19 protein-coding genes and 1 pseudogene are annotated in these 21,852 nt (G+C 48.5%); 1 reads left to right on the top strand and 19 read right to left on the bottom strand.

The annotated features are described in order from the left end of the window. Positions 1–356: 356 nt before the first annotated feature. From ABC831_RS11570 to ABC831_RS11530, 9 genes and pseudogenes are all read right to left on the bottom strand, one after another. Positions 357–905, bottom strand: a pseudogene (locus ABC831_RS11570) (thioester domain-containing protein); the annotation flags it as partial. A 190-nt stretch (positions 906–1,095) separates the two neighbouring features. Beyond that, the gene (hpf, locus tag ABC831_RS11565; RefSeq protein WP_343248281.1) at positions 1,096–1,626 is read right to left on the bottom strand and encodes a ribosome hibernation-promoting factor, HPF/YfiA family; all 531 of its coding nucleotides are present in this window, start codon (positions 1,624–1,626) and stop codon (positions 1,096–1,098) included. Between the two features lie 137 nt (positions 1,627–1,763). Beyond that, positions 1,764–3,095 carry a D-alanyl-D-alanine carboxypeptidase family protein gene (locus ABC831_RS11560; protein ID WP_343248280.1) on the bottom strand — a complete coding sequence of 444 codons (1,332 nt, stop codon included), beginning with the start codon at positions 3,093–3,095 and terminating at the stop codon, positions 1,764–1,766. A 198-nt stretch (positions 3,096–3,293) separates the two neighbouring features. After that, positions 3,294–4,079, bottom strand: coding sequence for a phosphoribosylformimino-5-aminoimidazole carboxamide ribotide isomerase (gene hisA / locus ABC831_RS11555; RefSeq protein WP_343248279.1), 786 nt, complete (start codon positions 4,077–4,079; stop codon positions 3,294–3,296). Between the two features lie 129 nt (positions 4,080–4,208). Further along, the gene (locus ABC831_RS11550) at positions 4,209–5,162 is read right to left on the bottom strand and encodes an ABC transporter permease (RefSeq protein ID WP_343248278.1); all 954 of its coding nucleotides are present in this window, start codon (positions 5,160–5,162) and stop codon (positions 4,209–4,211) included. Positions 5,163–5,178: 16 nt separating this feature from the next. Further along, positions 5,179–6,663: a sugar ABC transporter ATP-binding protein gene (locus ABC831_RS11545; protein ID WP_343248277.1), complete on the bottom strand. Its 1,485-nt coding sequence runs from the start codon at positions 6,661–6,663 to the stop codon at positions 5,179–5,181. A gap of 179 nt (positions 6,664–6,842) precedes the next feature. Continuing rightward, positions 6,843–7,889 carry a sugar ABC transporter substrate-binding protein gene (locus tag ABC831_RS11540; protein WP_343248276.1) on the bottom strand — a complete coding sequence of 349 codons (1,047 nt, stop codon included), beginning with the start codon at positions 7,887–7,889 and terminating at the stop codon, positions 6,843–6,845. Between the two features lie 35 nt (positions 7,890–7,924). Continuing rightward, positions 7,925–8,950 (bottom strand): zinc-dependent alcohol dehydrogenase family protein, encoded by a 1,026-nt coding sequence (locus ABC831_RS11535; RefSeq protein ID WP_343248275.1) that lies wholly within the window; start codon positions 8,948–8,950, stop codon positions 7,925–7,927. Then, positions 8,947–9,783, bottom strand: coding sequence for a prolyl oligopeptidase family serine peptidase (locus ABC831_RS11530; protein ID WP_343248274.1), 837 nt, complete (start codon positions 9,781–9,783; stop codon positions 8,947–8,949). Before ABC831_RS11530 ends, ABC831_RS11535 begins: the two co-directional genes overlap by 4 nt. Before the next feature lie 469 nt (positions 9,784–10,252). Between ABC831_RS11530 and ABC831_RS11525 the strand changes: the two genes are divergently transcribed. Then, the gene (locus ABC831_RS11525) at positions 10,253–11,398 is read left to right on the top strand and encodes an ROK family transcriptional regulator (protein ID WP_343248273.1); all 1,146 of its coding nucleotides are present in this window, start codon (positions 10,253–10,255) and stop codon (positions 11,396–11,398) included. A gap of 81 nt (positions 11,399–11,479) precedes the next feature. On the opposite strand, the gene ABC831_RS11520 is transcribed toward ABC831_RS11525, so the two are convergent. From ABC831_RS11520 to ABC831_RS11475, 10 genes are all read right to left on the bottom strand, one after another. Next, the gene (locus ABC831_RS11520; protein ID WP_158346277.1) at positions 11,480–11,866 is read right to left on the bottom strand and encodes a hypothetical protein; all 387 of its coding nucleotides are present in this window, start codon (positions 11,864–11,866) and stop codon (positions 11,480–11,482) included. 282 nt (positions 11,867–12,148) lie between these two features. Continuing rightward, on the bottom strand, positions 12,149–12,784 hold the full coding sequence (locus ABC831_RS11515; protein ID WP_343248272.1) for a lactate utilization protein: 636 nt from the start codon (positions 12,782–12,784) through the stop codon (positions 12,149–12,151). Positions 12,785–12,917: 133 nt separating this feature from the next. After that, positions 12,918–14,588, bottom strand: a complete 1,671-nt coding sequence (locus tag ABC831_RS11510; RefSeq protein WP_343248271.1) for an FGGY-family carbohydrate kinase — start codon at positions 14,586–14,588, stop codon at positions 12,918–12,920. An 8-nt stretch (positions 14,589–14,596) separates the two neighbouring features. After that, positions 14,597–15,436, bottom strand: a complete 840-nt coding sequence (locus tag ABC831_RS11505; protein ID WP_343248270.1) for a class II fructose-bisphosphate aldolase — start codon at positions 15,434–15,436, stop codon at positions 14,597–14,599. Beyond that, positions 15,424–16,467, bottom strand: coding sequence for a LacI family DNA-binding transcriptional regulator (locus ABC831_RS11500; protein WP_343248269.1), 1,044 nt, complete (start codon positions 16,465–16,467; stop codon positions 15,424–15,426). Before ABC831_RS11500 ends, ABC831_RS11505 begins: the two co-directional genes overlap by 13 nt. A 310-nt stretch (positions 16,468–16,777) precedes the next feature. After that, positions 16,778–17,947: a M24 family metallopeptidase gene (locus ABC831_RS11495; RefSeq protein ID WP_343248268.1), complete on the bottom strand. Its 1,170-nt coding sequence runs from the start codon at positions 17,945–17,947 to the stop codon at positions 16,778–16,780. Positions 17,948–17,978: 31 nt separating this feature from the next. Continuing rightward, positions 17,979–18,353, bottom strand: a complete 375-nt coding sequence (locus ABC831_RS11490) for a sensory rhodopsin transducer (protein ID WP_343248267.1) — start codon at positions 18,351–18,353, stop codon at positions 17,979–17,981. Between the two features lie 129 nt (positions 18,354–18,482). Then, the gene (locus ABC831_RS11485) at positions 18,483–19,493 is read right to left on the bottom strand and encodes a LacI family DNA-binding transcriptional regulator (protein ID WP_343248266.1); all 1,011 of its coding nucleotides are present in this window, start codon (positions 19,491–19,493) and stop codon (positions 18,483–18,485) included. A 261-nt stretch (positions 19,494–19,754) separates the two neighbouring features. Continuing rightward, entirely contained in the window at positions 19,755–20,795 is a 1,041-nt protein-coding gene (locus ABC831_RS11480; protein ID WP_343248265.1) for an ABC transporter substrate-binding protein, read from the bottom strand. Positions 20,796–20,886: 91 nt separating this feature from the next. Then, positions 20,887–21,852 (bottom strand): ABC transporter permease, encoded by a 966-nt coding sequence (locus tag ABC831_RS11475; RefSeq protein WP_343248264.1) that lies wholly within the window; start codon positions 21,850–21,852, stop codon positions 20,887–20,889.

Here is a 21,852-nt window from a genome sequence, read left to right as displayed (position 1 = left end):
TAAAACTCTTGATTTAACGTCGGATAGGTTATCGGATTACCGCAAAAGTCCACGTACGTGGCTGTGAAGTCATCGTCACATACGCACAGAGGTTCTATCGTAATCGCGGGCTGGCCGTTAAAGTTGGAGAGAAGCCGGAAAGGTCCCACCATTACCCGGTCACAGACCGTGCGTATTTCATTTGGACAGCCGCGAAATATGAGATATGGCGTTGCTGGATTACCGGGTATACTGCCTTTGTTGCAGCAGTTGATGAGTTCATTGCTGCAGGTACAGGTAGATGCCCCCAAAATGCTGGAATTACCGGTCGTGCCGGCATCTGCGTAGCTGCCGGCCAGTTCCAGAAGTTTTAGTACTGCGGCTCTTAAGCGGTCGGATTTGGGATGGGGCGCTCCGGTTGTACAGTCCAGAAAGTAGACTTCGTCCGGGGCGATCTGGCCCAGCAGTACCCACACCGCTATCTGTACCACCGCATAGGCATCGTTGTTATCCAGAACCGGGGAGGCTTTGTCGTCGACACCGACCAGCGCGAAGGTATCGGAAGCGTTTACTGTGGGGAATGCGTTTGCCAAAATCCATGCCAGCATAGTTTTTTGCCTGGCCGTTGCATTTGGAAACAGGCTTTCGAATGTGGTACTTTGATAAGGGACGTCACCGTAGGGGCCATCGGCGAATTTATCCAGGCAGTAAGCCAGTCTCTCACTCCCCTGCGCGGTAAGGAAAAACTGGAAGATCTGATTGTGGTCTTCTCTGTTCAGGCGATACCGGGAAGCTCCTGTATAGGACAGGCTGCAGTAGCTTTCCGGCCCTGCATTTCCATCAACGGTTCCTGTAATATCCGAACCCTCGTATATAAGGAAGGGACGCGACAATGATACCTGCAGCGCATTATCTATTTCTATCATTTTAATTACTCCTTTTATAGTCCATTGGTAAATAGTTCTTACCTATAATAGATTATGCCGGTTAAATGAATGAGTTCCGGCCGTACGGAGTTTTTATGCAGCAGGTATCCCAAAACATGGTTTCCCGGTAAAAAAGCGCTGTCGTTCAGATTGTCCTCTGATAACGACAGCGCATCTTTATTCTATATCTTTAGAATTCCGGTTCGATCAGTCCGTAGGTATTTCCTTTTCGTTTATAGACAACATTTACTTCGTCTGTTTCCGCATTGCGGAAAACGAAAAAGCTGTGTCCTAACAGTTCCATTTGAATACAGGCATCTTCCGGATACATGGGTTTCATTCCGAAACGCTTGGTACGAATAATCCTGATTTCGTCATCTTCCTCATAATCCTTGTCAATATAAGCCTGTTGGAAGTTCCCCGAAGCCTGCTGCTTTTTATCTACGATTTTGTTCTTGTATTTCTTTAACTGCCGCTCGATCACTTCTTCCACCAGGTCGATGGAGACATACATATCATTGCTGACCTGTTCTGAACGGATAATGTTTCCTTTTACCGGAATGGTTACTTCTATTTTCTGTCTTTCTTTCTCAACACTCAAAGTTACGATAACTTCTGTTTCAGGAGTGAAGTACTTTTCTAACTTTCCTAGCTTGTCCGTAATTGCTGACCTTAAACCTTCTGTCACATCGATATTTTTTCCGCTGATTATAAAACGCATGATGCTCAACTCCTTTATGAATTATTCCCACATTGGAGCGTTTTACCGCATTCACATATGGTATTATTATTATACCATATTAACAGTTTTTTACAATCATTTTACCGGATCTTTGCATTGATCAAGCTTCCCCGGGATCAGAACCTCAGCTTCCGCCCCCGGCGCCTGCGGCGCGGGCGTCTGAATATCAGGATCAGAACAACGATCAGTATGACGGCCAGGACCGCCGCGGCTGCGATGATCCAGGGATTAATCTTCAGTATCCCTTGGGCGGAATTCTTCCGGCTTAGATTTGTAGAAGCCTGGAACTTGTACGCATTCTCTGCGTTTAACACGACTCGTCCGGTACCGACATAGTAACCGTTATAGGTATAACGCATGCTTCCGGCCGTCTCATCGTCCTGGGCATCGGGTATGAACTCTGCCTCGATCTGGTCCCAGCTGGCCGGTCCGGGAATCACGATGTAGTCCTCGGAGTTGATGCCTAACAGGGGCTGTTCTTTCATAAAATCGCCCAGCCCCAGTGGATTGTCATCCGATTCCTGTTCTGCCGTCTGGGCGTCTGCATCTGACAGATTCATACGTTTAAAATTCTGAAAGCCGTAGTCCAACAGCGCCTTGGTATCGGTATATTGGCCTGTCTGGGAAGATTTCATAATCACGCAGATCAGATCCATATTATTTTTGTGGGCAAATGTGACCAGGGTGTATCCGGCAGAGGCTGTCCAGCCGGTCTTTCCTCCTGTCCAGCCGTCGTACGGATATTTCCCATTGGACTTCATCTCGTGATGATTCGCCCTGGCTCTGGGTTCCGGGCAGTACTCATCCGCCGGTATCGTGTAAACCATGGTTTGCGCGATCTGGCAGAACACCGGGTTTTTGAGGGCTTCCTGAGAAATCAGCGCCATATCATAGGCTGTCGTATAGTGTTCCGGGTCCGGCAGGCCGCTGGCATTCATGAAGTGGGTATTTTCACAGCCCAGCTTTTTTGCCTCTTCATTCATCATGTCCACGAATTTGGATAAGCTTCCCCCTATATGTTCCGCTACCGCATAGGACACGTCATTGGCCGAAGCCAGCATAACCCCATAGAGGCACTGCTCCATGGTCAGCTTATCCCCCTCGTCGATCCCCCCCAGTTTGGCATCCGAAGCACCTACGCTGAATACGGCATCATGAGAAAAAGTCACGGACTCATTTAAAGAACTGTTTTTAAGCGCCAGCAAAGTTGTCATAATTTTGGTGATACTGGCCGGATATAATTCTTCATGACTATTCTTTTCATATAAAATAGCTCCGGTGCTGGCCTCCATGACGATGGCGGACTCCGCCTCCACACTGGGCCCCTGGGGCCATCCTTCCGGGAACTCCGCAGTTGGCACGGCCGCCAGCGCAGTCATAGCGTTTTCTATGAGAAACATATATATAATAATGGAAACTATGATATATTTGTATTTCTTTCGAAACATGAGTTCTCCTTTAAACCTGTCTGTATTGAGAATCCGGTTATAGACATGCCCGGATATTATCTGCATACTAAAATTTCCGTATCCATTATAGCAGAGAATTTTGTCTGAAATTCTTAACTTTTTGTGAAATCTTTCGTTAAAACACGAAAAATGGAGAATTCTGTCAGAATTCTCCGAATCCGTGTTCCCTATCTACTCTTATTCCCTGGACGCTTCGCAAAAGTCCAGCACTCTATTATAATCCATGGAGCCGCCAAAAAGGTCCAGCGCACTGCCGATCGTCACATCCAGGCGATTCTGTCCCAGTATGTATAATTGCTCCAGATGGTCGAAATTTCCAACACCGCCGGCATAGGTGACCGGGATTCCCTCCCACTCCCCTAACATTTCCACCAGATCGTACTCGATTCCCTGTGCCCTGCCCTCCACGTCCGCGGCATGGATCAGAAATTCGTCGCAATAGACGGCCAGTTCATCCAGTGTTTCCGGATTCACTTTGACTTCCGTAAAATTCTGCCACCGGTCCGTTACGATATAATAACCGTCCTCTTTTTGCCGGCAGCTCAGGTCCAGAACCAGGTGTTCTCTCCCCACCAGACGGCTGATGGTCTTAAGATTTTCCTCCTGAATTTTCCCTTCCCGGAATACATAGGAGGTCACGATCACATGGGAAGCGCCCATCCGCAAGTAATCCAACGCGTTGTTAAGGGCGATCCCCCCGCCGATCTGAAATTCTCCCGGGCAGGCTTTTAACGCCAGTTCCGCCTGGTGCCTTGTGGCCTCATAATAAGGGGAGTCCCTGTGATTCAGCAGTATGATATGCCCGCCGCTAAGCCCGTCTTTGTGATAGAACCGGGCATAGTAGGCCGCATCCTTCTCTGCCACGAAGTTCTCTAAAGCCTGGTCTCCCTGGTCCTGCAGGCTTCCTCCGATGATTTGTTTTACCTGTCCGTTATGTATATCAATGCATGGACGAAATTTCATATACAAAGCCCTGCCTTTCTGATAACGCTCCTTTGCAAAGGGGAAAGTGTTCTTCACTTATTATCCTATAAGGCGATGGTCTTGTAAATATATACTTTTATCTTTCTGCTCAATCCTTTCTGCCAAATCCTAGTTCTTCTTAAAATTCCTCTTAAAACTGTCCATACTGATTGCCAGCAGCAATACGAACCCTTTCACCAGAAGCTGATAATACTCACCCACATTAAGAAGTGTCAGGCCGTTGTTCAGCAAGCCGATGACTATCACTCCCAGGATGGCGCCGAGCACATCGCCCTCGCCTCCGAGAATGCTGACGCCTCCCAATACAATCCCGCTGATCACGTCAAATTCAAAGCCGTTTCCGGTGGTAGGCTGTCCCGAGTTGACTCTGGAAAGCCAAACAATACCGGCCAGACCTGAGAAGAATCCGCAGACACTGTATGCAAGTACTTTTACCTTTGTCGTATTGACTCCTGAAAGGTTGGTGGCTTCCTCGTTTCCGCCGATGCAGTAGAAGTATCTTCCTATATAAGTTTTGTTGAGGAATACCGCCCCCAGGACCGCCACAATGATTAATACGATTACCGGAATAGGTATCGCTCCCACATATCCTTGTCCCAGTATCTTAAAGGACTCGTTAAATCCAAAGATTGGCTGGCCTTTGGAAATAATATAGCTCAATCCTTTCAGCATGTTTTGCATACACAGGGTCGCGATCAGCGGTATTAATTTGCCATAGGCAACCAGAATGCCGTTAAAGGTTCCCAGCAGGGTTGTGATCAGAATCGCCGCAAGGCTTGCGGGGACCGGATGCATCCCCATATTTACCATCATAAATGCGCAGACGATATTTACCAGGGTAACCTGCGCGCTGATGGACAGATCGATTCCGCCGGTCAGCATTACGCAGATCATACCGATTCCCGCAATCCCAATCATGGAAATCTGACGGAATACATTCAGAAAATTATCAAAACTTAAGAATGCCGGAGACAACACGGTAAAGAATATAATAATACCAATCAGCAACAAAACAATCGGCAGTTTACTGGATTTTCTTATTTCTAACACAATTCCTTTCATCTTCCATCCTCCTCCATTATGTCCCGGAGGCCAGTGACAGGATACGCTCCTGGCTGAACTCCCCTTTGGTAAGTTCCCCGGTCTTACGGCCCTCACACAATACGATAATCCGGTCTGAGACACCGATCAGTTCTTCCATCTCCGATGAAATCATGAGTATACATTTTCCTTCCTCCGCCAGCCGATTCAGGAGCTTATAGATCTCCTGCTTTGCGCCGACATCGATTCCTCTCGTAGGCTCGTCGAAAATCAGATACTCACAATTGGCTCCCAGCCATTTGGCCAGTACTACCTTTTGTTGATTACCGCCGCTTAAGTTTTTGGCTTTCTGTTTCATGGAAGGAGTCTTTATGTTCAGCGCGGTTTGCTGGTCTTGTGCCATTTTCCCTTCCTGTCTTTTCCTGATCATGATCCCTTTGGATATCCTCGGCAGGGACGGCAGGGATATATTTTCCTGCAGGTCGAAATCCAGCAGCAGTCCCAGCTGCTTTCTGTCTTCCGGAATCAGGCCCATCCCGCAGCGCACGGCCTGCTTCGGCGAACGGATTGCGGTCCGTTTTCCGTCCAGGTAAAGCTCTCCGGTCTCCGTTTTTTTCAGGCCGTAGATCAATTGGGCCAGCTCCGTCCTTCCTGCCCCCACCAGGCCTCCAAGGCCCAGTATCTCACCGTGCCTTACGGACAGGCTGATGTCCTTCACTCCGTTTCCGGAGAAGTTTTTAATCTCCAGCCCCACTTCCCCGATCCTGCTGTTGCGGGCCGGAAATGTCTCGTTTAAATCCCTGCCTACCATATAATGAATTAATTCCGTTTTATCCGTATCCTTTGTGTTCAGTGTGGTAATATACCGGCCATCCCGCAGCACGGAGATCCGGTCTGTAATCTGGAACACCTCATCCAGCCTGTGAGAGACGTAGATGATCGTCACACCAGCTTCCTTCAGCTTCAGAACCAGCCGCAGCATGGTCTGGACTTCTTCTTCCGTCAGGGCTGCGGAGGGTTCGTCCATGATCAGGACTCTCGCATTCTTTGACAGTGCTCTGGCGATTTCGACCATCTGCTGATAGGCTACGGTCAGCTTTCCCACCGGTTTTCTGACATCTATTTTGATACCCAGATCCTCAAATATTTTACGGGAACGCCTCTCCATCTCTTTTCGCTCGATCATCACGCCTTTTCGAACCGCAGAGCCCAGGAAGACATTTTCCGAGGCGGAAAGGGCAGGTACCATCATTAATTCCTGGTAAATAATCGCAATGCCCAGATCCTTGGATATCTTCGTATCCATGGCTTCTATTTTTTTTCCGTCCATATAGATGGCGCCGCCGTCCGGCTGAATCGCCCCGGCGATCACCTTGATCAGCGTGGATTTTCCCGCGCCGTTTTCTCCCATAAGCGCATGGATCTCCCCTTTTCTGAAATCTAGGCTGACCTTGTCAAGGGCTTTTACCCCGGGGTATTCTTTCACGATTTCCTGAACCGATAGTATGTTGTTATTTTCCATATCTTCACCCTTTGCTTCTGAAATTGCATGTGGTTCTGTTCTTCTGAAATCTAAACTTCCCTCATTTGAAATTGCGGGCTTCCTTCTTTTAGAAGCTTCCTTCTCCTGAAATTGCGGGCCGCCGATTTCATCTAATCTGCACAGCCCGTCTCACATAAGGCAGGCTGTGCACATTTTTGCTATTTCAGATATTCATCCACATTGGAGCTGTCCACGACTTCATTCGGGGTATAATATACTTCTTCATAGCTGCCGCTGAAAAGCGCCTGCAGAGCTTCCATAATTCCTTCCGCCTGTCCCTTCGGGCTGCCCAGGCTCACAGACATTTTAAAAGGTGTATTGTTTTTGATCTTTGTCAGCGCTTCGTCGGTTCCGTCGATGGAGAAGATGCCGACTTCATCGGCCCCTGTTCCCTTTGCCTCCAGAACCTCGCTTGCACCCAGGGCTCCGCCGTCGCCAAAGCACATAAATGCTTTCACGTCCGGGTGTGCCTGCAAAATATTTTCCGCGTTGGACATGCCGTCGGTTACGTTGGCCGCGGATGCGGATGCCACCACCTGTGCGTTGGGAGCGGTCTCTTTTAACCCTTCCTTCATGCCATCCACACGGTCGATACATTCTTTGATGGAAGGCCATTCATAGATCGCGACCTCTGTCTTCGCATCCTCTCCGAACGTTTGATTCAGCCATTCGCCGCAGGCGGTTCCCACCATTTTCCCTACGGTAAAGTTATCATTAATATAGGAAAGATCCGCTTCCGGGAAAGATACGCCGTCCGCCATCATGTAGATGTCCTTGTCATGCGCTTTCTTCGACACGTCCGTCAGGGAATTCGCATCCGCCGGCTGAACGACCACTACGTCCACACCGCTGGTCACAAAGTTCTCAACCTGGGTGATCTGCTTTCCGGAGTCTGCGCCATTATCGACCGCTGCTACCTCCCATCCCAGCTCATCGCACATTTCCGTGATATACTGAATCTTAGCCGCCCAGGTGGGATTTGCCAGATCCTGTATGGTATAACCGATCTTATAGCTGCCTTTCTCTGCTTTCTGATCCTCTGTCTGCGCCGCGTCTGGAGCCGCCGTGGTCTGAGCCGCCCCGGCTTCGGTTCCCTGGGGAGCGTCTGCATTTGCAGGTTCTTCCGCCTTTGATGTACATCCTGTCGTCATCATGAGGCCCGCCAGTATGGCCGCCAATACACTTTTCATAAGTTTTCTTTTCATTTTCCTTCTCCTTTTAACTTTAATATTTTTTGATTTTATTTCCAGGGCGAAATGACATATTTCCCCTTGGCTCTTCGTTCCGGGCTGCTAAGTATGCCTGCCAGATCCGTAAGTCCCGCGGTTTCGCAGATCATGGACTGCACATCCACCTGGCCGGAATCGATCAGATCCAGCGCTCTCTTCTGGGTATAGGGATTAATATAGGAAGATTTCAGTTCGATTTCCTTTTCAAATATTTCAAAAGGCCTTATGGCCAGCTCATCATCTGGTTTCGTGAGGCCGAACATCATCACAACCGATTTTTTCCCTGCCAGGTCAATGGCCTGGCGGATGGTATTTACATTGCCTACGCACTCGATCACCGTGTCCAGTCTGCTGATTCCCTGTTCTGCCAGTAGCTTCCCGACATCCGTCCCGATGGGGTTCACACACAGATCCGCTCCCATCCTGCGCCCCATGTCCCGTTTGCCTTCTACCGGTTCCAGCAGGATCACCGAGGCCGCTCCGGAAAGCTTGGACAGCTGTACCATCAGCAGCCCGATCATTCCGCCGCCGATGACCGCCACATGGCTGCCGGGATGAATCCCGCACATGTCTATTCCGTGCAGACAACACGCCAGTGGTTCTGTCATCGCGCCCTGTTCAAAGCTGGTATGCTTTCCCAACCGGTACACCTGTCTGACATCCACGCTGCAATATTGGGCAAATCCCCCGTTCACGGTAGTCCCGTAGCCGGTCATGTGCTCGCAGTAATGTGCGATTCCATCGCGGCAATAGTCACATTTTCCGCAGTAATGATTGGGATCCACGCTCACCCTGTCCCCAACCTTTATGTCCGTAACCAGGTTTCCCACCGATTCCACAACTCCTGAAAACTCATGGCCCAGGATCGTGGGAGGCGTACAGGCCGCCGCGCCCTTATCCCCTTCAAAAATATGTACGTCCGTACCGCAGATCCCGCAGGCCTCCACCTTGATCCGCACATCTCTTTCGCCTACCTGCGGCATGGGCACCTCTTCTACTTTCATCTCATGTTTTCCGTAAAAAACTGCTGCTTTCATTGTCTGCCTTCTTTCTTTAAATGCTGGTTTAAAAATTCCAAAACCATCTGTTTCACTTCCTCCTGCACAAATGGCTCATCCGCATGTTCCGCGCCTTCGATAATGCAGCACTCTGACGGTATCCCGCGGTCAGTCAGCGCCCAATATAGTTCCTCGCTCTGTCCGAACGGCACCTGTGTATCCGCGTCGCCATGAAGCAGCATCACCGGCGGTGTCCGGTCACTCAGCAGATCCGGTATATCGGGGTAGCGCTTAAAATCCGGAGGCACCGGAACCACTTCAGGGCAAAAATCCATTTCCGATGGTTTGGTCACCGGATAGAACGCCACAACCGCCTGTACCTTTTCCGGATATACCTCATATCCGCCGGTCTTATACGTCTGATCCTCACCGGTCGCTCCGGCCAGCAGGCTTAGATATCCGCCGGCGGATTCCCCTACCAGGGCAAAACGCTCCGGATCCAGATTGTACTCTTTTTCATGGGCCCGCAGGAACCGTATCGCTGATTTTATATCTTCCAGCTGCTCGGGAAAACGGGTTCTGCAGGTGGTACCGTATTCTACGCTGGCAACCGCGTATCCCCTCTTCGCGAACCAGGCAAGCTCCGGAATCCAGACGTTCCGGTCCATTGTGGTAAATCCGCCTCCGCACAGCCAGATCAGCAGCGGCAGTTTTTCTTTCCTGTCGTATTCAAAAAACTGTCTGCTGCGCATCAGGCTTAATTTCAAAGGCCGGTAGGTGGAGTCACACCATTCGCTGCGCTGCCCGTAAACGATTTCCGATGCCAAAGTGATGACCCGGTTTTCCTTTGGTATTGATAAATGTCGTAGCATTTCCGCCCCCTTTTGCAATTCACTTATGTAAATGTGTTTTGTTAAACTAATTATTATATTATCAGATTTGCAATCATATAACAATTCCTAATTTTGCTAAATTTAAACTATATATTTTGTGCATAATTCACATAATTTGGGATATTTATTTTTATGATGTAATCTTTACAAGTAATATTTATAAGTATATATCTTGATATATCTTATATATCTTTAATATATCTTGACACGTACCACGATACTTACCGTGACGTGATATCATATCCTGAATCGGTCTGTATTTGTAAAAAAATCTATATAAATGGCTATGAGACTATAAGGATGATAAGAGAACCTCCGTAAATCTGGCTGAGATTGAGTAGAAATTTGTGGTTAATCAGATAGATAACGGAAGGATTGACATTTTTATTACTTACTGCTATATTAGTTTTATACATAACTTTTGCAAAAGTCCTATGAGGTGAATAAATTGAGCGTAACTACACTAACATCCACAGATTTAAAGAAAATTAACCGAAGTAAAGTATTTGAAAATATCTATAATAATAAAATCACCTCCCGTCAGACGATCGCCGGCGATCTGAATCTCAGTCTGCCCACCGTAAACCAAAACCTGAAAGAATTAGAGGAAATGGGACTCATCGAAAAGAATGGCCTGTATCAGTCAACCGGAGGCAGGAAAGCGCAGATGATCTCCTGTGTCCACACAGCCCGAATCGGTATCGGAGTAGAAATTCTAAAATCGATCTCCTACATCGCTGCGATCGATCTCTATGGCCACTCGCTGGAAGAATCTTCGCTTATGCTCCAGTTCGATAACACAGAGGAATGTTTCCGAAAATTAGCGGACTGGATCAACCAGTTCATCCGTGAAATTCCATATCCCGCTGAACATATTCTGGGAGTGGGCATCGGAATTCAGGGGCTGACCTCACAGGATGGCAAACTGGCAACTTACGCGGAGATCCTGGGTGCCACCGATATGTCTCTGGACAGCTTTTCCAGGTATATTACCCTTCCCTGCATCTTAATCCACGATTCGGAAGCCGCCGCCTTCGCTGAGCTCTGGCACCAAAAAGAGATCACAGACGGTGTCTATATATCGCTGAACCGGAATCTGGGAGGAGCGGTTATACTCAACAAACATATCTATCACGGCCAGGAAGCCCGAAGCGGCGTTTTTGAGCATATGTGTATGGTGCCGGACGGAAAGCCTTGTTACTGTGGGAAAAAGGGCTGTGTGGAAGCGTATTGCTCAGCCAACAGTCTAAAAGAATTAATGAAAGAATCTGGGATAGAAGAAGATTTCAACAGCTTTTTTAACTATCTGCGGCATGGCGATAAGATACGGCAGGACCTCTGGACCGCCTATCTGCGCAAACTGGCACTGGCAATCAGCAATCTTCATACGGTTCTGGATAATGATGTGATCCTGGGCGGGCTGGTTCAGACCTATATCCGGGAGGAGGACATTACGGTTCTATATGACTTTGTGCGGGATTATTATCCATTTCCGCTTCATGACTTCTCCATAAAGCCAGGGGTCTGCGGGGAACGGTCCGCTACCATCGGCTGCGCGCTTTATTACATTGATCAGTTTTTAAAAAGTATCTGACTTCTGCCGTCACGCACAGAACGGCAAAAAAAGGGCACCGGCCTATAGGGCGGTGTCCCTTTCAGGTTTACCCGTACTGTATTACTGTGCTGCACCGTTCGGGGTTGCAGTCGTTTCCACACCATCGTTGGTTCCGTTTCCGGTCAGATCATCAGCGGCATCTTTCACGCCGTCTACCGCTTCATCAACGGCTCCGGCAGCTCCATCGATAATATCCCCGGCAGCATTTCCTGCTGTGCCGTCATTATTGTCGGTGGCATCAGTTCCTTCGGTAGCACTGTTGTTGGTGGTTCCGGGTGTAGCTGTAGCGGCAGGTGTCGCTGTGGCATTGGTTCCGGACTCCGTGGTGGTACCTGTACCGTTATCTGTGGTGTTGTTATTATTTTTCTTGTCGTTGCTGCAGGCCGTAGCCAGGCAAATCATAAGTAATACTGTCACACTTAAGAATAATTTCTTAAACTGTTTCATAATAGTATCTCCTTTTCCATATTCTATAGACAGCAATGTTCTTGCTTTTCTGTTTTTAATATGGGCAATTTTCCTTTTTTTATACATGAATTATTTGTGGAAATCACAAACCTTTTCTTATAATGTATGGTTTGCCTGGAGATCCTATTTATTATAGCTATGAACACTTAATGCCCGTTTTATGGGCATTTACGTGCGATGCATGAAAAATAGTCAGCGAGGCTTTTTCGAGCGCTACTATTTTTTATCGCTATGAGCACTTAATGCCTGCATTTTAATCCTTTAAAAGCCCAGTTCTTCACCGATAAGAATCACATGAATCCGGTCTTTCTGACAGGAATATCTCGTCACCACCAGATGACCGCAGATACAGTCGTCGCTGAGACAGTCACCGCAGCGCCCGGTAATGGAACAAGGCGTCTGGCAGCCCAGCCGGACGGTTTCTGAAGGAGCCGCCTGATTGCGTATTCTTAAGACAGCACTGTTAACATCGGCTGCCAGTTTGTTCATCCCTGCCAGAATAAAGACCTGTTTGGGACCTTTCATGAGGCAGGATACTCTGCTCCCGGTCTGATCGATATTCACCAGTTCCCCATCCAGCGTAAACGCATTCGTACTCATAAAATAGCAGTCGGAACAGATCGTTTTCGCATAGACGGCCAGCTTTTCTTCCGGTGTTCTGGCGGCTTTCTTATCGATCAGAGTAAGGCCCGCCTGCACTGCAGCGTTCAGCACTCCCGTCTGGGCTACGGTCTGGGAGCTTCCGCAGCCGATGACACCCTGGGGCGGAAGCAGCTTTAAAACCTGTTCCACCGCGGCTTCCCTGGAATCACAGTAATATCCCCGGATTCCTCTTCTTTCCATATTTTTAATAACCGTTTTAGCTGCATTTTCATAATATTGCTTTTTGGGCTGCATACATACCTTCCTCTCTTTCATTTATGAATTTTTCCACTCTCTCACGATCAGGCATCGCAGGCATTCCGGTATGTCCGGCAGCGCACAGCGCTCCCGCCGCATTGGCATAACGGACCATCTCTTTTCCTGCATGCTATGTCCTGGTTCTCCCACCTTCTTTCCTGATTTCGCCTATCCGATGGGAGATACCGGCTGTCGCCGGGTATATCCTTACATACTCCTCATAAAACTCTGTATAGATGTTGTAATTTTTCCTATTTGTGTAAAATCTGCCTCCGGTTTTGACATAGAATGGCACGGTTTGGGGGAGATCCGTGTAGATTCCGGCACCTATTCCCGCCAGCATGGCGGCCGCGGCGCAGCCGGCCTCCGGACAGGATACTTTATATATGGTCTTTCCGGTAATATCTGCCTTTAACTGCAGCCAGAAATCAGAACCGGCCCCGCCGCCGGACGCGTACAGGCTGGGTAGCGGACGGCCGCATCCACGTTCCAACTGCTCCATATTTTGTCTGAGTTCATAGGTAACCCCTTCTAACACGCCTTTGATCAGGTCTTCCCTGGTACTGGAAAGACGTAGGCCCAGAATAGCTCCCAGAGCCCCGGCGTCTTTGCTGGGAGGGCCGGAGCCCGCAAAATGGGGGAGCACCAGCAGCCCCGTCGGCCCGTCCGGACACTGTGCCAGCAGTTCGCTGTATACATCCGTACCGGCCGCAGCGGCTTTTTGCTTCTCTTCACGGCCCAGCTGGTCCCGGACCCATTTTAACATGGCTCCGCCGCATACATTAGTTGCTGTACAGGTGTAGGAACCGGGAATCACATGGTGATTACAAGGATAACCGCCTGCCAGAAGCGCGGAAGAAAGAATCGGCCGTTCACTACACACAGACAGGGATTCCATGGTTCCGGTCCCTACCATGGCGCTGTCCTTTTTATACACTCCGGCGCCCAGCGCAGCACAGGACTGATCGAATCCGCCTGCCACCAGCAGAGGCGGTGACCGAAACCCAAGCTGCTCGGATATGGCGGACTGCACCATCCCCACCACCGTTCCCGGGTCCACCGGTGCGGAAAGTCTGTCCTCAGGGATGGAATATTTCTGCAGAAGCTTATCACTGTACCGGTTCGTCCGGATATCGATGAGCATGAACCGGGCCAGAACACTGCGGCCGGAACAGCGGATGTCTTCGCCTGCCAGTCTTTGAAAAATCAGATCCTCCCAGGACAGATACCGTCCGATGCGCTGTTCCAGATCCGGCCGGTTATTCTGATACCAAAGCATCCGCAGCAGGCCGTATTTGTGGTGCAGGGGCAGACCGGTCATTTGATACAGCTCTTCCTTTGTGTACTGCTCCAGCAGCTGTTTCGTTTCCTCCCGGCCTCTTTCATCCATGGACATGATCACCGGGCCCAATGGTTCGCCATGCTGTCCTGCCGGGACAAACTCATCTCCTGACACACTGGCTGCCAGGGCTGTCACCGGGTCTTTTTTTACTTCATGGTTTACGGCCTGTATACATTCAAACAGATCTATGATCACCTGCTCGGAATCCAGCTCGTATATACCATCCCGTTGTATGATCCGGCCATGTTTATTCCTGCCCTGTTCCTGACTGCTTTGGCTTACGGCTCTTTTCTTTTGCCCGGTATAACTTTCCTCGTATCGGCTTCCCTCATTCGGTATACCACTGCTATGATTCCTTGGGCCGTATTCCCTGTATTTTCTGCTGAGCAAGGTCCCATCCTCCGCAAACGCGCAGACTTTACAGCCGGTGGTTCCGATATCGATCCCCATCAAACTCATAAGGCCACCTATCGGTTCGCGAAAATCCGCATCAGCCGGGCAACTTCTTTCGTCACACCGTGTTTCGCCTCCACCAGAAGTTCCGGGAACCGCATACAGCCATTTTCCAGAACCCGCGCGATCTCATCGACCGCTGCCGTGGATACTCTCGTAAAGATACTGATCTTGTCAACGCCAATCTCTATGGCCCTGCGGTAAGCATCATCGGACACGCCGCTTCCCCCGTGCAAAGAGATGTAGACGTCGGTCTTTTGGCAGATCTTTTCCAGCCTGTCATAATCCAGATGGCTCTCGCCGGGTGTCTTTCCATGCATGGTACCGACCGATACCGCCAGTATATCCACACCTGTTTTCCGGGTAAACTCGTCTACCAGCTCCGGATCGGTGATGGCATCGTGATCATATTTTGCCGCCGCGTCTTTTCCCACAGTCCCTATTTTCCCAAGAGGCGCTTCCACCAAGGCGCCGGACGCGTGGGCCATTTCCACGATTTCCCTTGTCTGCCTGATTTTTTCCTCAAATGCCAGCTCATATCCATCGAACATCACCGTGGAGAATCCGGCTTTCAGCGCTTTTTCCACGGTCCCGAAGGTCTTGCTGTGATCCAGCTGTAAAGCGATTTTCGCCGTGGATTTTTCACTCTGGTTTTTCATGATGTAGGAGATCAGCTCCCAGTCTGAGAATTTGATATGGCTTTCCGCCAGCGGCAGGATCAGCGGGTAATTGACCTCCTCCGCAGCCGAGATGATTCCCTGGACCATCTCGATGTTAAAGCAGTTAAATGCTCCCACCGCGTATTTTTCTTTTCTCGCGTCTTCCAGTAACTCCTGCATTTTTACGATTGACATAGATTTTCTCCTTTCTTTCTTCCCTGTGCTCTTTTCTTCAGGGAGTCTCCCTCATGGACTTCATAGTTCAGAATATAATTGGTAATCTGGCATTTCGCCTGGGACTCGGCGTTCCGGATGATATGCTCCACCGCAGTCCGGGCTATTTTTTCCACTGGCTGCAGAATACAGGTCAGCCTGGGACGGATCAGCCCCGTAAAGTCGATGGCGTCGAAGCATACGACGGAGATATCCTCCGGTACATACAGACCCGCCTTCTCCAGGGCGAGAATCGTGCCGTAGGCCTGTATATTGTTTGATACATAGACCGCAGTAGGCAGGTTCGGCCGGCTTATGATACGGCTGACCACCTCAGATGTACTCTCCGAAGTATATTCTCCGATATATACATCCCCTTCCTCACAGGACAGCTCATGATCCCGCATACAATCACGAAATCCCTTAAGCCGGTCTATGGCTGTCGTCTCCTCCAGGGTACCGGATATAGCCACGATGTCCTTATGACCGTTTGAAATCAATTTTTCCGTCAGTTCGTAGCCTGCCTTATAGTTATCAATCCCCACAAATGAATAGCTGTTTTGGGTTACCCGCGGTATATTGTCCACGAACACCACATTTCCAAGCTCTTTTTCCCGCTCATAGATGTCATTCCGGCAGGCCTGGGAGATAATAATACCCATAACATTTTTAACTTTCAGCAGATCGTAGTACATCTGTTCTCTCGTTATATCTTCGTCGGTATTACAGAAGATCATATTATAGCCATGATAGCTCAGCTCCCGGTCGATGGCCTGCAGCATCCGGGTGTAGAATACATTGGTGATATCCGGCAGGATCACACCCACGATGGAACTGCTGCTGAGCTTTAACGATCTGGCCATATTATTCGGCACATAGGATAATTTGTTGGCCGCATCCATTACCCGCTGCCTGGTTTCCTCTGATATCCGCCCTTTTCCATTCAGCGCCCTGCTTACGGTTGAAATGGACAGTCCAAGGTATTCGGAGAGATCCTTCAGATTCGAGCTCATATCGGCTTACCTTTTCATATAATCACAGACGATGCGGATCTGCGCTCCAAAATGTACGTCATGGCAGAGTGTCGGAATGATTAATTTTGCTATATAATTCATACGATTCTTCCTTTCCTTCTATAGCGCAAACGTTTGCTCACAAAATTGAAAACTACTGCCCCGGCGTGAATAGAATATTCTAAGGCAAGCACAGGACAGTAGGTCTAAGTTTGGGGGACATGTCCATTTCAGTTTGGGACATGTCCATTCCAGTTTGGGACATGTCCGTTCAGTTTGGACATGTCCCAATTTGAATAAAATTGTCTGATTAGCAGTCGATTTCGTGGATAGTGCCTATCTGGGGGCTGAGTAAATCGCAGCCGCTTTCGGTGATAACAATGGGTTTTTCCCAGCGCAGACCGAAGTTCGGTCCCATGGCAAAAGTATCGATTTGGAACGTCATGTTGGGTAAAAGCGGATAATCCGAGATTGTTTCCATCCACGGTGCTTCCACTTCGATCAAGCCCAGCCCATGGCAGGGACCGTACAACAGGTTATCGCCATATCCGTTGTCCTGAAAGTATTTAATGAAATCTTTGGCGATATCGGCTGCAATTACACCAGCTTTTAACTGTTTCTCTGTCCACATATGAGCTTTCAGACAGAATTCCACCAGGTCTTTTTTGAGTCCGGCCAGCGGTCCCATGGATACGGGCATCCCAATAGAAGGGGAATACCCGTCTATCTTGGCTGCCAGATTAATCTGGACAATGTCGCCTTTTTGGATTTCTCGGTAGGAGGAACGGGAAATGGCGTGCTGGGTTGATTTCTCCGAGAAAACGTAGAGCGGAAGACCTTCGTACTCACCGCCGTTTTCATAGATTGCCTTCTGGGCGATACCCACCATCTGCAGCTCAGTTACGCCCGGACGCAATGCCCTGATTACTTCCTGTGTGGCGATCTCCGTAATCCGTGCCGCTTCTCTTAAGCAGGCGATCTCATTATCGGATTTTACACTTCTTAAAGTTGTCATAATGTCGTCACAACGGATCAGTTCCGCCTCAGGATAACACTCTTTGATGCCTTCGTAGATCACAAGGTTCGTATCCAGCCAGGCAGCCATTCCGATCTTAATGTGATCACCGGTAACACCTAATTCTTTGAATACTTCCCTAAAGTTTGTGGGATGCAGCTCCGGATACTGGGGATTCGCTGACTCCCGGTATTCACGGAGCACGCGGACCTTTTCAATATGACCAAAATCAGAGGCAAAAATTTGACTTTCCGGGCCTACCATCAAGGCGCAATCTCCCGCCGGGGTGATGGCCACGCCGGCTCTTTCAAATACCGGCCAAAAACCGGAGAGATATCTGGTGTTGGCATAGTCGGCCTCTGAGCCGTTTACCACTAATATATCGAGTCCTCTCTCGCCGGCCAGTTTCGCCGCCCTTAAGATTCTTTGTTTATATTCTTCGTCAGGAATCATTACTCTGTTCATATGTTGTTCCTCCATTATTTTTATAATCTATTTATTGTTCAAAGCCGTAACCCATTACCGTATAATAGGCCAGGTTTGTCTGTCTCGCATCCAGCCTGCCGTACTGTACGATAACTGGTACATCACTCTCCACTTTCATTGCGTACTGTCTGCATAGGGCCTGGGTGTGTTCTCCAAAGTATTGCTCTTCGTGGGTTTTCATGCACCGAACCCTGTAAGCTTCTATCGTAATTCCTTCTACTGTATCCGGATCCGCATCCTCGTAGTAAAAGGTTATGCGGATATGCGCATCCCGGTCATTAGGATTTAGCACAACCACGGATTCATGTCCCTTTAATTCACTGTCTCCAAATGGCGGCCTGTCCCCATCTGGAAAGAACCAGACTTTTTTCCCATATTCTTTCACGTTCCGTCTCCTGTCGTTAAATTCTTATCTTTGTGGAAATATATCTCTTTTTTGTGCAACGGGCGAGCAATCGATTGCTCACCCGTAAAATCACTTTATAAACTTTACGATATTGTCGGAGCAATTGGTCTAATTAATCTTCTTCAGGGAGCTTCCCTCAATAAATGTATAATCCAGGAAATTCGTAACGGTCTTTAAATAATTTCCATCATTCTGAAGATTGTCAATGATCATCTGTACCGCAATCTCTCCGATCCGTTCTATCGGCTGGCTGACTCCTGTAAATACCGGTTCAATCAGCTTAGCGTCGTCCAATCCGTCGAAGCAGACCAGCGAAACGTCCTCCGGCACCCGGACTCCTCCTTCTTTCAGCGCATACATCGCGCCGAAGCCTTCTACGTTATTATGAGCGTATATTATAGAAGGAAGATTATCGTGTTCGATTAGTCTCTTTGTAATTTCATATCCGCTGGTATAGTGACAGTCGCCAATATAATGCCGTTTCGGATTAAAGGGTATACCGTAGTCGGACAGACAATTTTTAAAACCTGTCACACGGTCAATGCTGGAGGATTCATCCAGATTTCCGCTGATCATAGCGATGTCCCGATGGCCATGATCGATTATCTTCTGAGTCAGTTCATAGGAAGCCCTTTCATTATCCACACTCACAAAAGAATATGGTTTATTTGTAATATACGGCGCATTGTCCACGAAAACATAGTTGCCCAGCTTACTCTCCTTTTCATAGATATCGCTTTTACAAGTTGTCGCGATAATCATTCCGCTTACCTTCTTGGATTTCAGCAGCTCAAAATAAGCCTTTTCCCGTTCGATATTCTCATTTGTATCACAGAATATAATGCTGTACCCTGCATCCCATAACATCTGGTCTATACTTTTCAGCATTTTTACGTAAAAAGTATTGGCCACGTCCGGGATAATCACTCCTACTGTGGAGCTTCTCTGCATTTTTAGTTCACGGGCTGTTTCATTGGGACGATAATGAAATTTCTCTACCGCTTCAAATACTTTTTTCCTGGTCTCTTCACTAATACGTCCTTTGTTATTCAATACTCTGGATACACTAGAAGGAGATAACCCCAAATATTCAGCGATATCTTTTAATGTTGCGCTCATACCTGCTCCTGTATTTTAAAATTTCCATATCTTATGTGTCTGCCGTTGCTAAAAAGCATGGCTTATTGGGATCCGTCGAGCGAATTGCTTCCTTGTGGTTAGTATGGATATGGTTGTCTAAATTGTAACATTGTTCTTTTTTTTACGCAATCCAAATCCATGTTCACTAATCATTTACAAACCTTAGTAATCAGTTACAAACCTTAGTAATCAGTTACAAACCTTGACCTTACACAGCTGTCCTTCCAGGGAATTTGAGGATTAATCGTACAGTAACGGCGCTATCTTCGGATCATCCATATTACTAGCGTCATACCAATAGCAACCGGTATCGACAAAGGATTCTACACTCTCTCCGTTGACCAGCTTTACTGCAGCTTCTACTGTCTTGTAACCCATTCCAACCGGATCCTGGGTAATCGCCCCTGCGATTTCACCATTTTTGATTGCTTCTTTCATGGCTGCTGAGGAATCAAAGCCAATCAGCTTTATGTCTTTTAGTTTATTTGCTTCTTTCAGTCCATTGTAAGTACCGACACATGCCCCTTCATTAGATGTATAAATCAACTGGATATCCGGGTTAGCCTGTACCATACTTTTAGCGATCTCTGCAGATTTTAAGTGGTCACCCTCGCCATACTGTTCATCGACAATCTCGATATCCGGATAATCTGCCTCTATCTTTTCTTTGAATCCTACAACTCTCTCTACAGCATCAACAACTGTCTGGGAATGTCCAACTATGCCAACTTTTCCTTTTCCGCCCAGAAGCTCAGCCGCATGTTCTGCTGCCAGTGCGCCGGCCGCCTTGCTGTCGGTCGAACATTTCGCATCGGATTCCGCTTCGCCTACACCGGCGTCAAAGCCTACCACTTTGATTCCTTTTCCTTTTGCTTCCTGGAGAATACCGGCTACGGATTCATTGTCAATCGCTGCCATACAAACAGCCACCGGGTTGTTTCCAAGAGCAGTTTTCAGCATGTCGACCTGTTTGTCTACCATGGTCTCCTGCTCCGGCCCTTCAAAAGTAATTCTCACGCCCAAATCGGCAGCAGCGTCTTCAGCGCCGGATTTTACCGCCTGCCAGAACTGATGAGAAAATCCAAGCGCGATCATAGCTACATAGGGTTCTTCTCCATCAGCTGCCGGCGCGGAAGCGTCTGCATCTGCGGGAGCCTGGTCCGATGCAGCGTCGTTCTGCGCAGGTTCACTTTTTGCCGGTTCCTCACTCTTGGAGCCGCAGCCTACGGCGGCGCCTGCCACCATCGTTAAGGTTAAGAGAACTGCTAATAACTTTTTCATTACTTTTACCTCCTTTTATTTTGATAAGTAATGGTATATGCTAAGCCCTTATGGGCTGATAGCCGGTTGATAGCCTTTTTTCTTCTTAAAATCAGCCTTTTTTCCTTCTCATCTGATCGAAGAATACGGCCAGAGCCAAAACCAGGCCTACGATAGCCGATTGGATCTCCGTGGACACGGCCATAATACGAAGCCCATTGGTCAGAGAACTGATAATCAGCGCTCCGATCAGTGTCCCTACAATGCTTCCCTCGCCGCCGGTCAGGGAGTTCCCTCCTATTACAGCCGCCGCGATGGCTTCCAGCTCATACCCGGGCCCCAGTTGAGGCTGCGCGGAATTCAGACGGGATGACATCACCAGGCCCGCAACGCTACAAAACAGCCCGCAAAGAGAATAGATACCAATCTTCCACTGATTCACTTTGATACCGGAGAGTCTGGCCGCTTCCTCATTGGAGCCGATCGCCAGATCGTAACGTCCGATCAGGGTTCTGGAAAACAATATATGAGCGACCACCGCCGCGATAATCAGAATGATAATCGCATTGTAGAATCCGGGAATCCCCAGGAATTCACCGATGGCAATATTCTGATATCCTTCCGCCCCGGTAAAATAGACGGGTTTGATTCCGGACACCACCAGGGAAAGCCCTTTCGTAATCATCTGCATGGCCATGGTAGCAATAAACGGCGGAAGCATCATTTTAGCCACGGCGAATCCGTTGATCGCGCCGCACAAAGCGCCTATAAAGAAACCGAACAGGATCGCGAGCCAGATCGGAAAATGCCATAGCGTAAACGCCGTACCGCTCATTACGCAGGAGAAGGTCATAACCGTACCGACGGAAATATCGATTCCACCTGTGATGATGACAAAGGAACATCCCAGAGCCAGCAGGCCGTTCACACAGGTGGCCAGCAGGATCGTCATAATATTGTCATAGCTGGCGTAGCTGGGCTTCATAATGCTGAAGAAGATAATCAGCAGAAAAAAGGTTGCCAGTATGATCAGTTTGTGGGAAACATCTTTATTTTTCAGTAAACTTTTTACTTTCAT

This window comes from Diplocloster hominis, assembly GCF_032380655.1.
GTDB classification, from domain to species: domain Bacteria; phylum Bacillota; class Clostridia; order Lachnospirales; family Lachnospiraceae; genus Diplocloster; species Diplocloster hominis.
The sequence above is the reverse complement of the archived record's forward strand: the minus strand, read 5'-3'. Positions and strand labels throughout refer to the sequence as shown.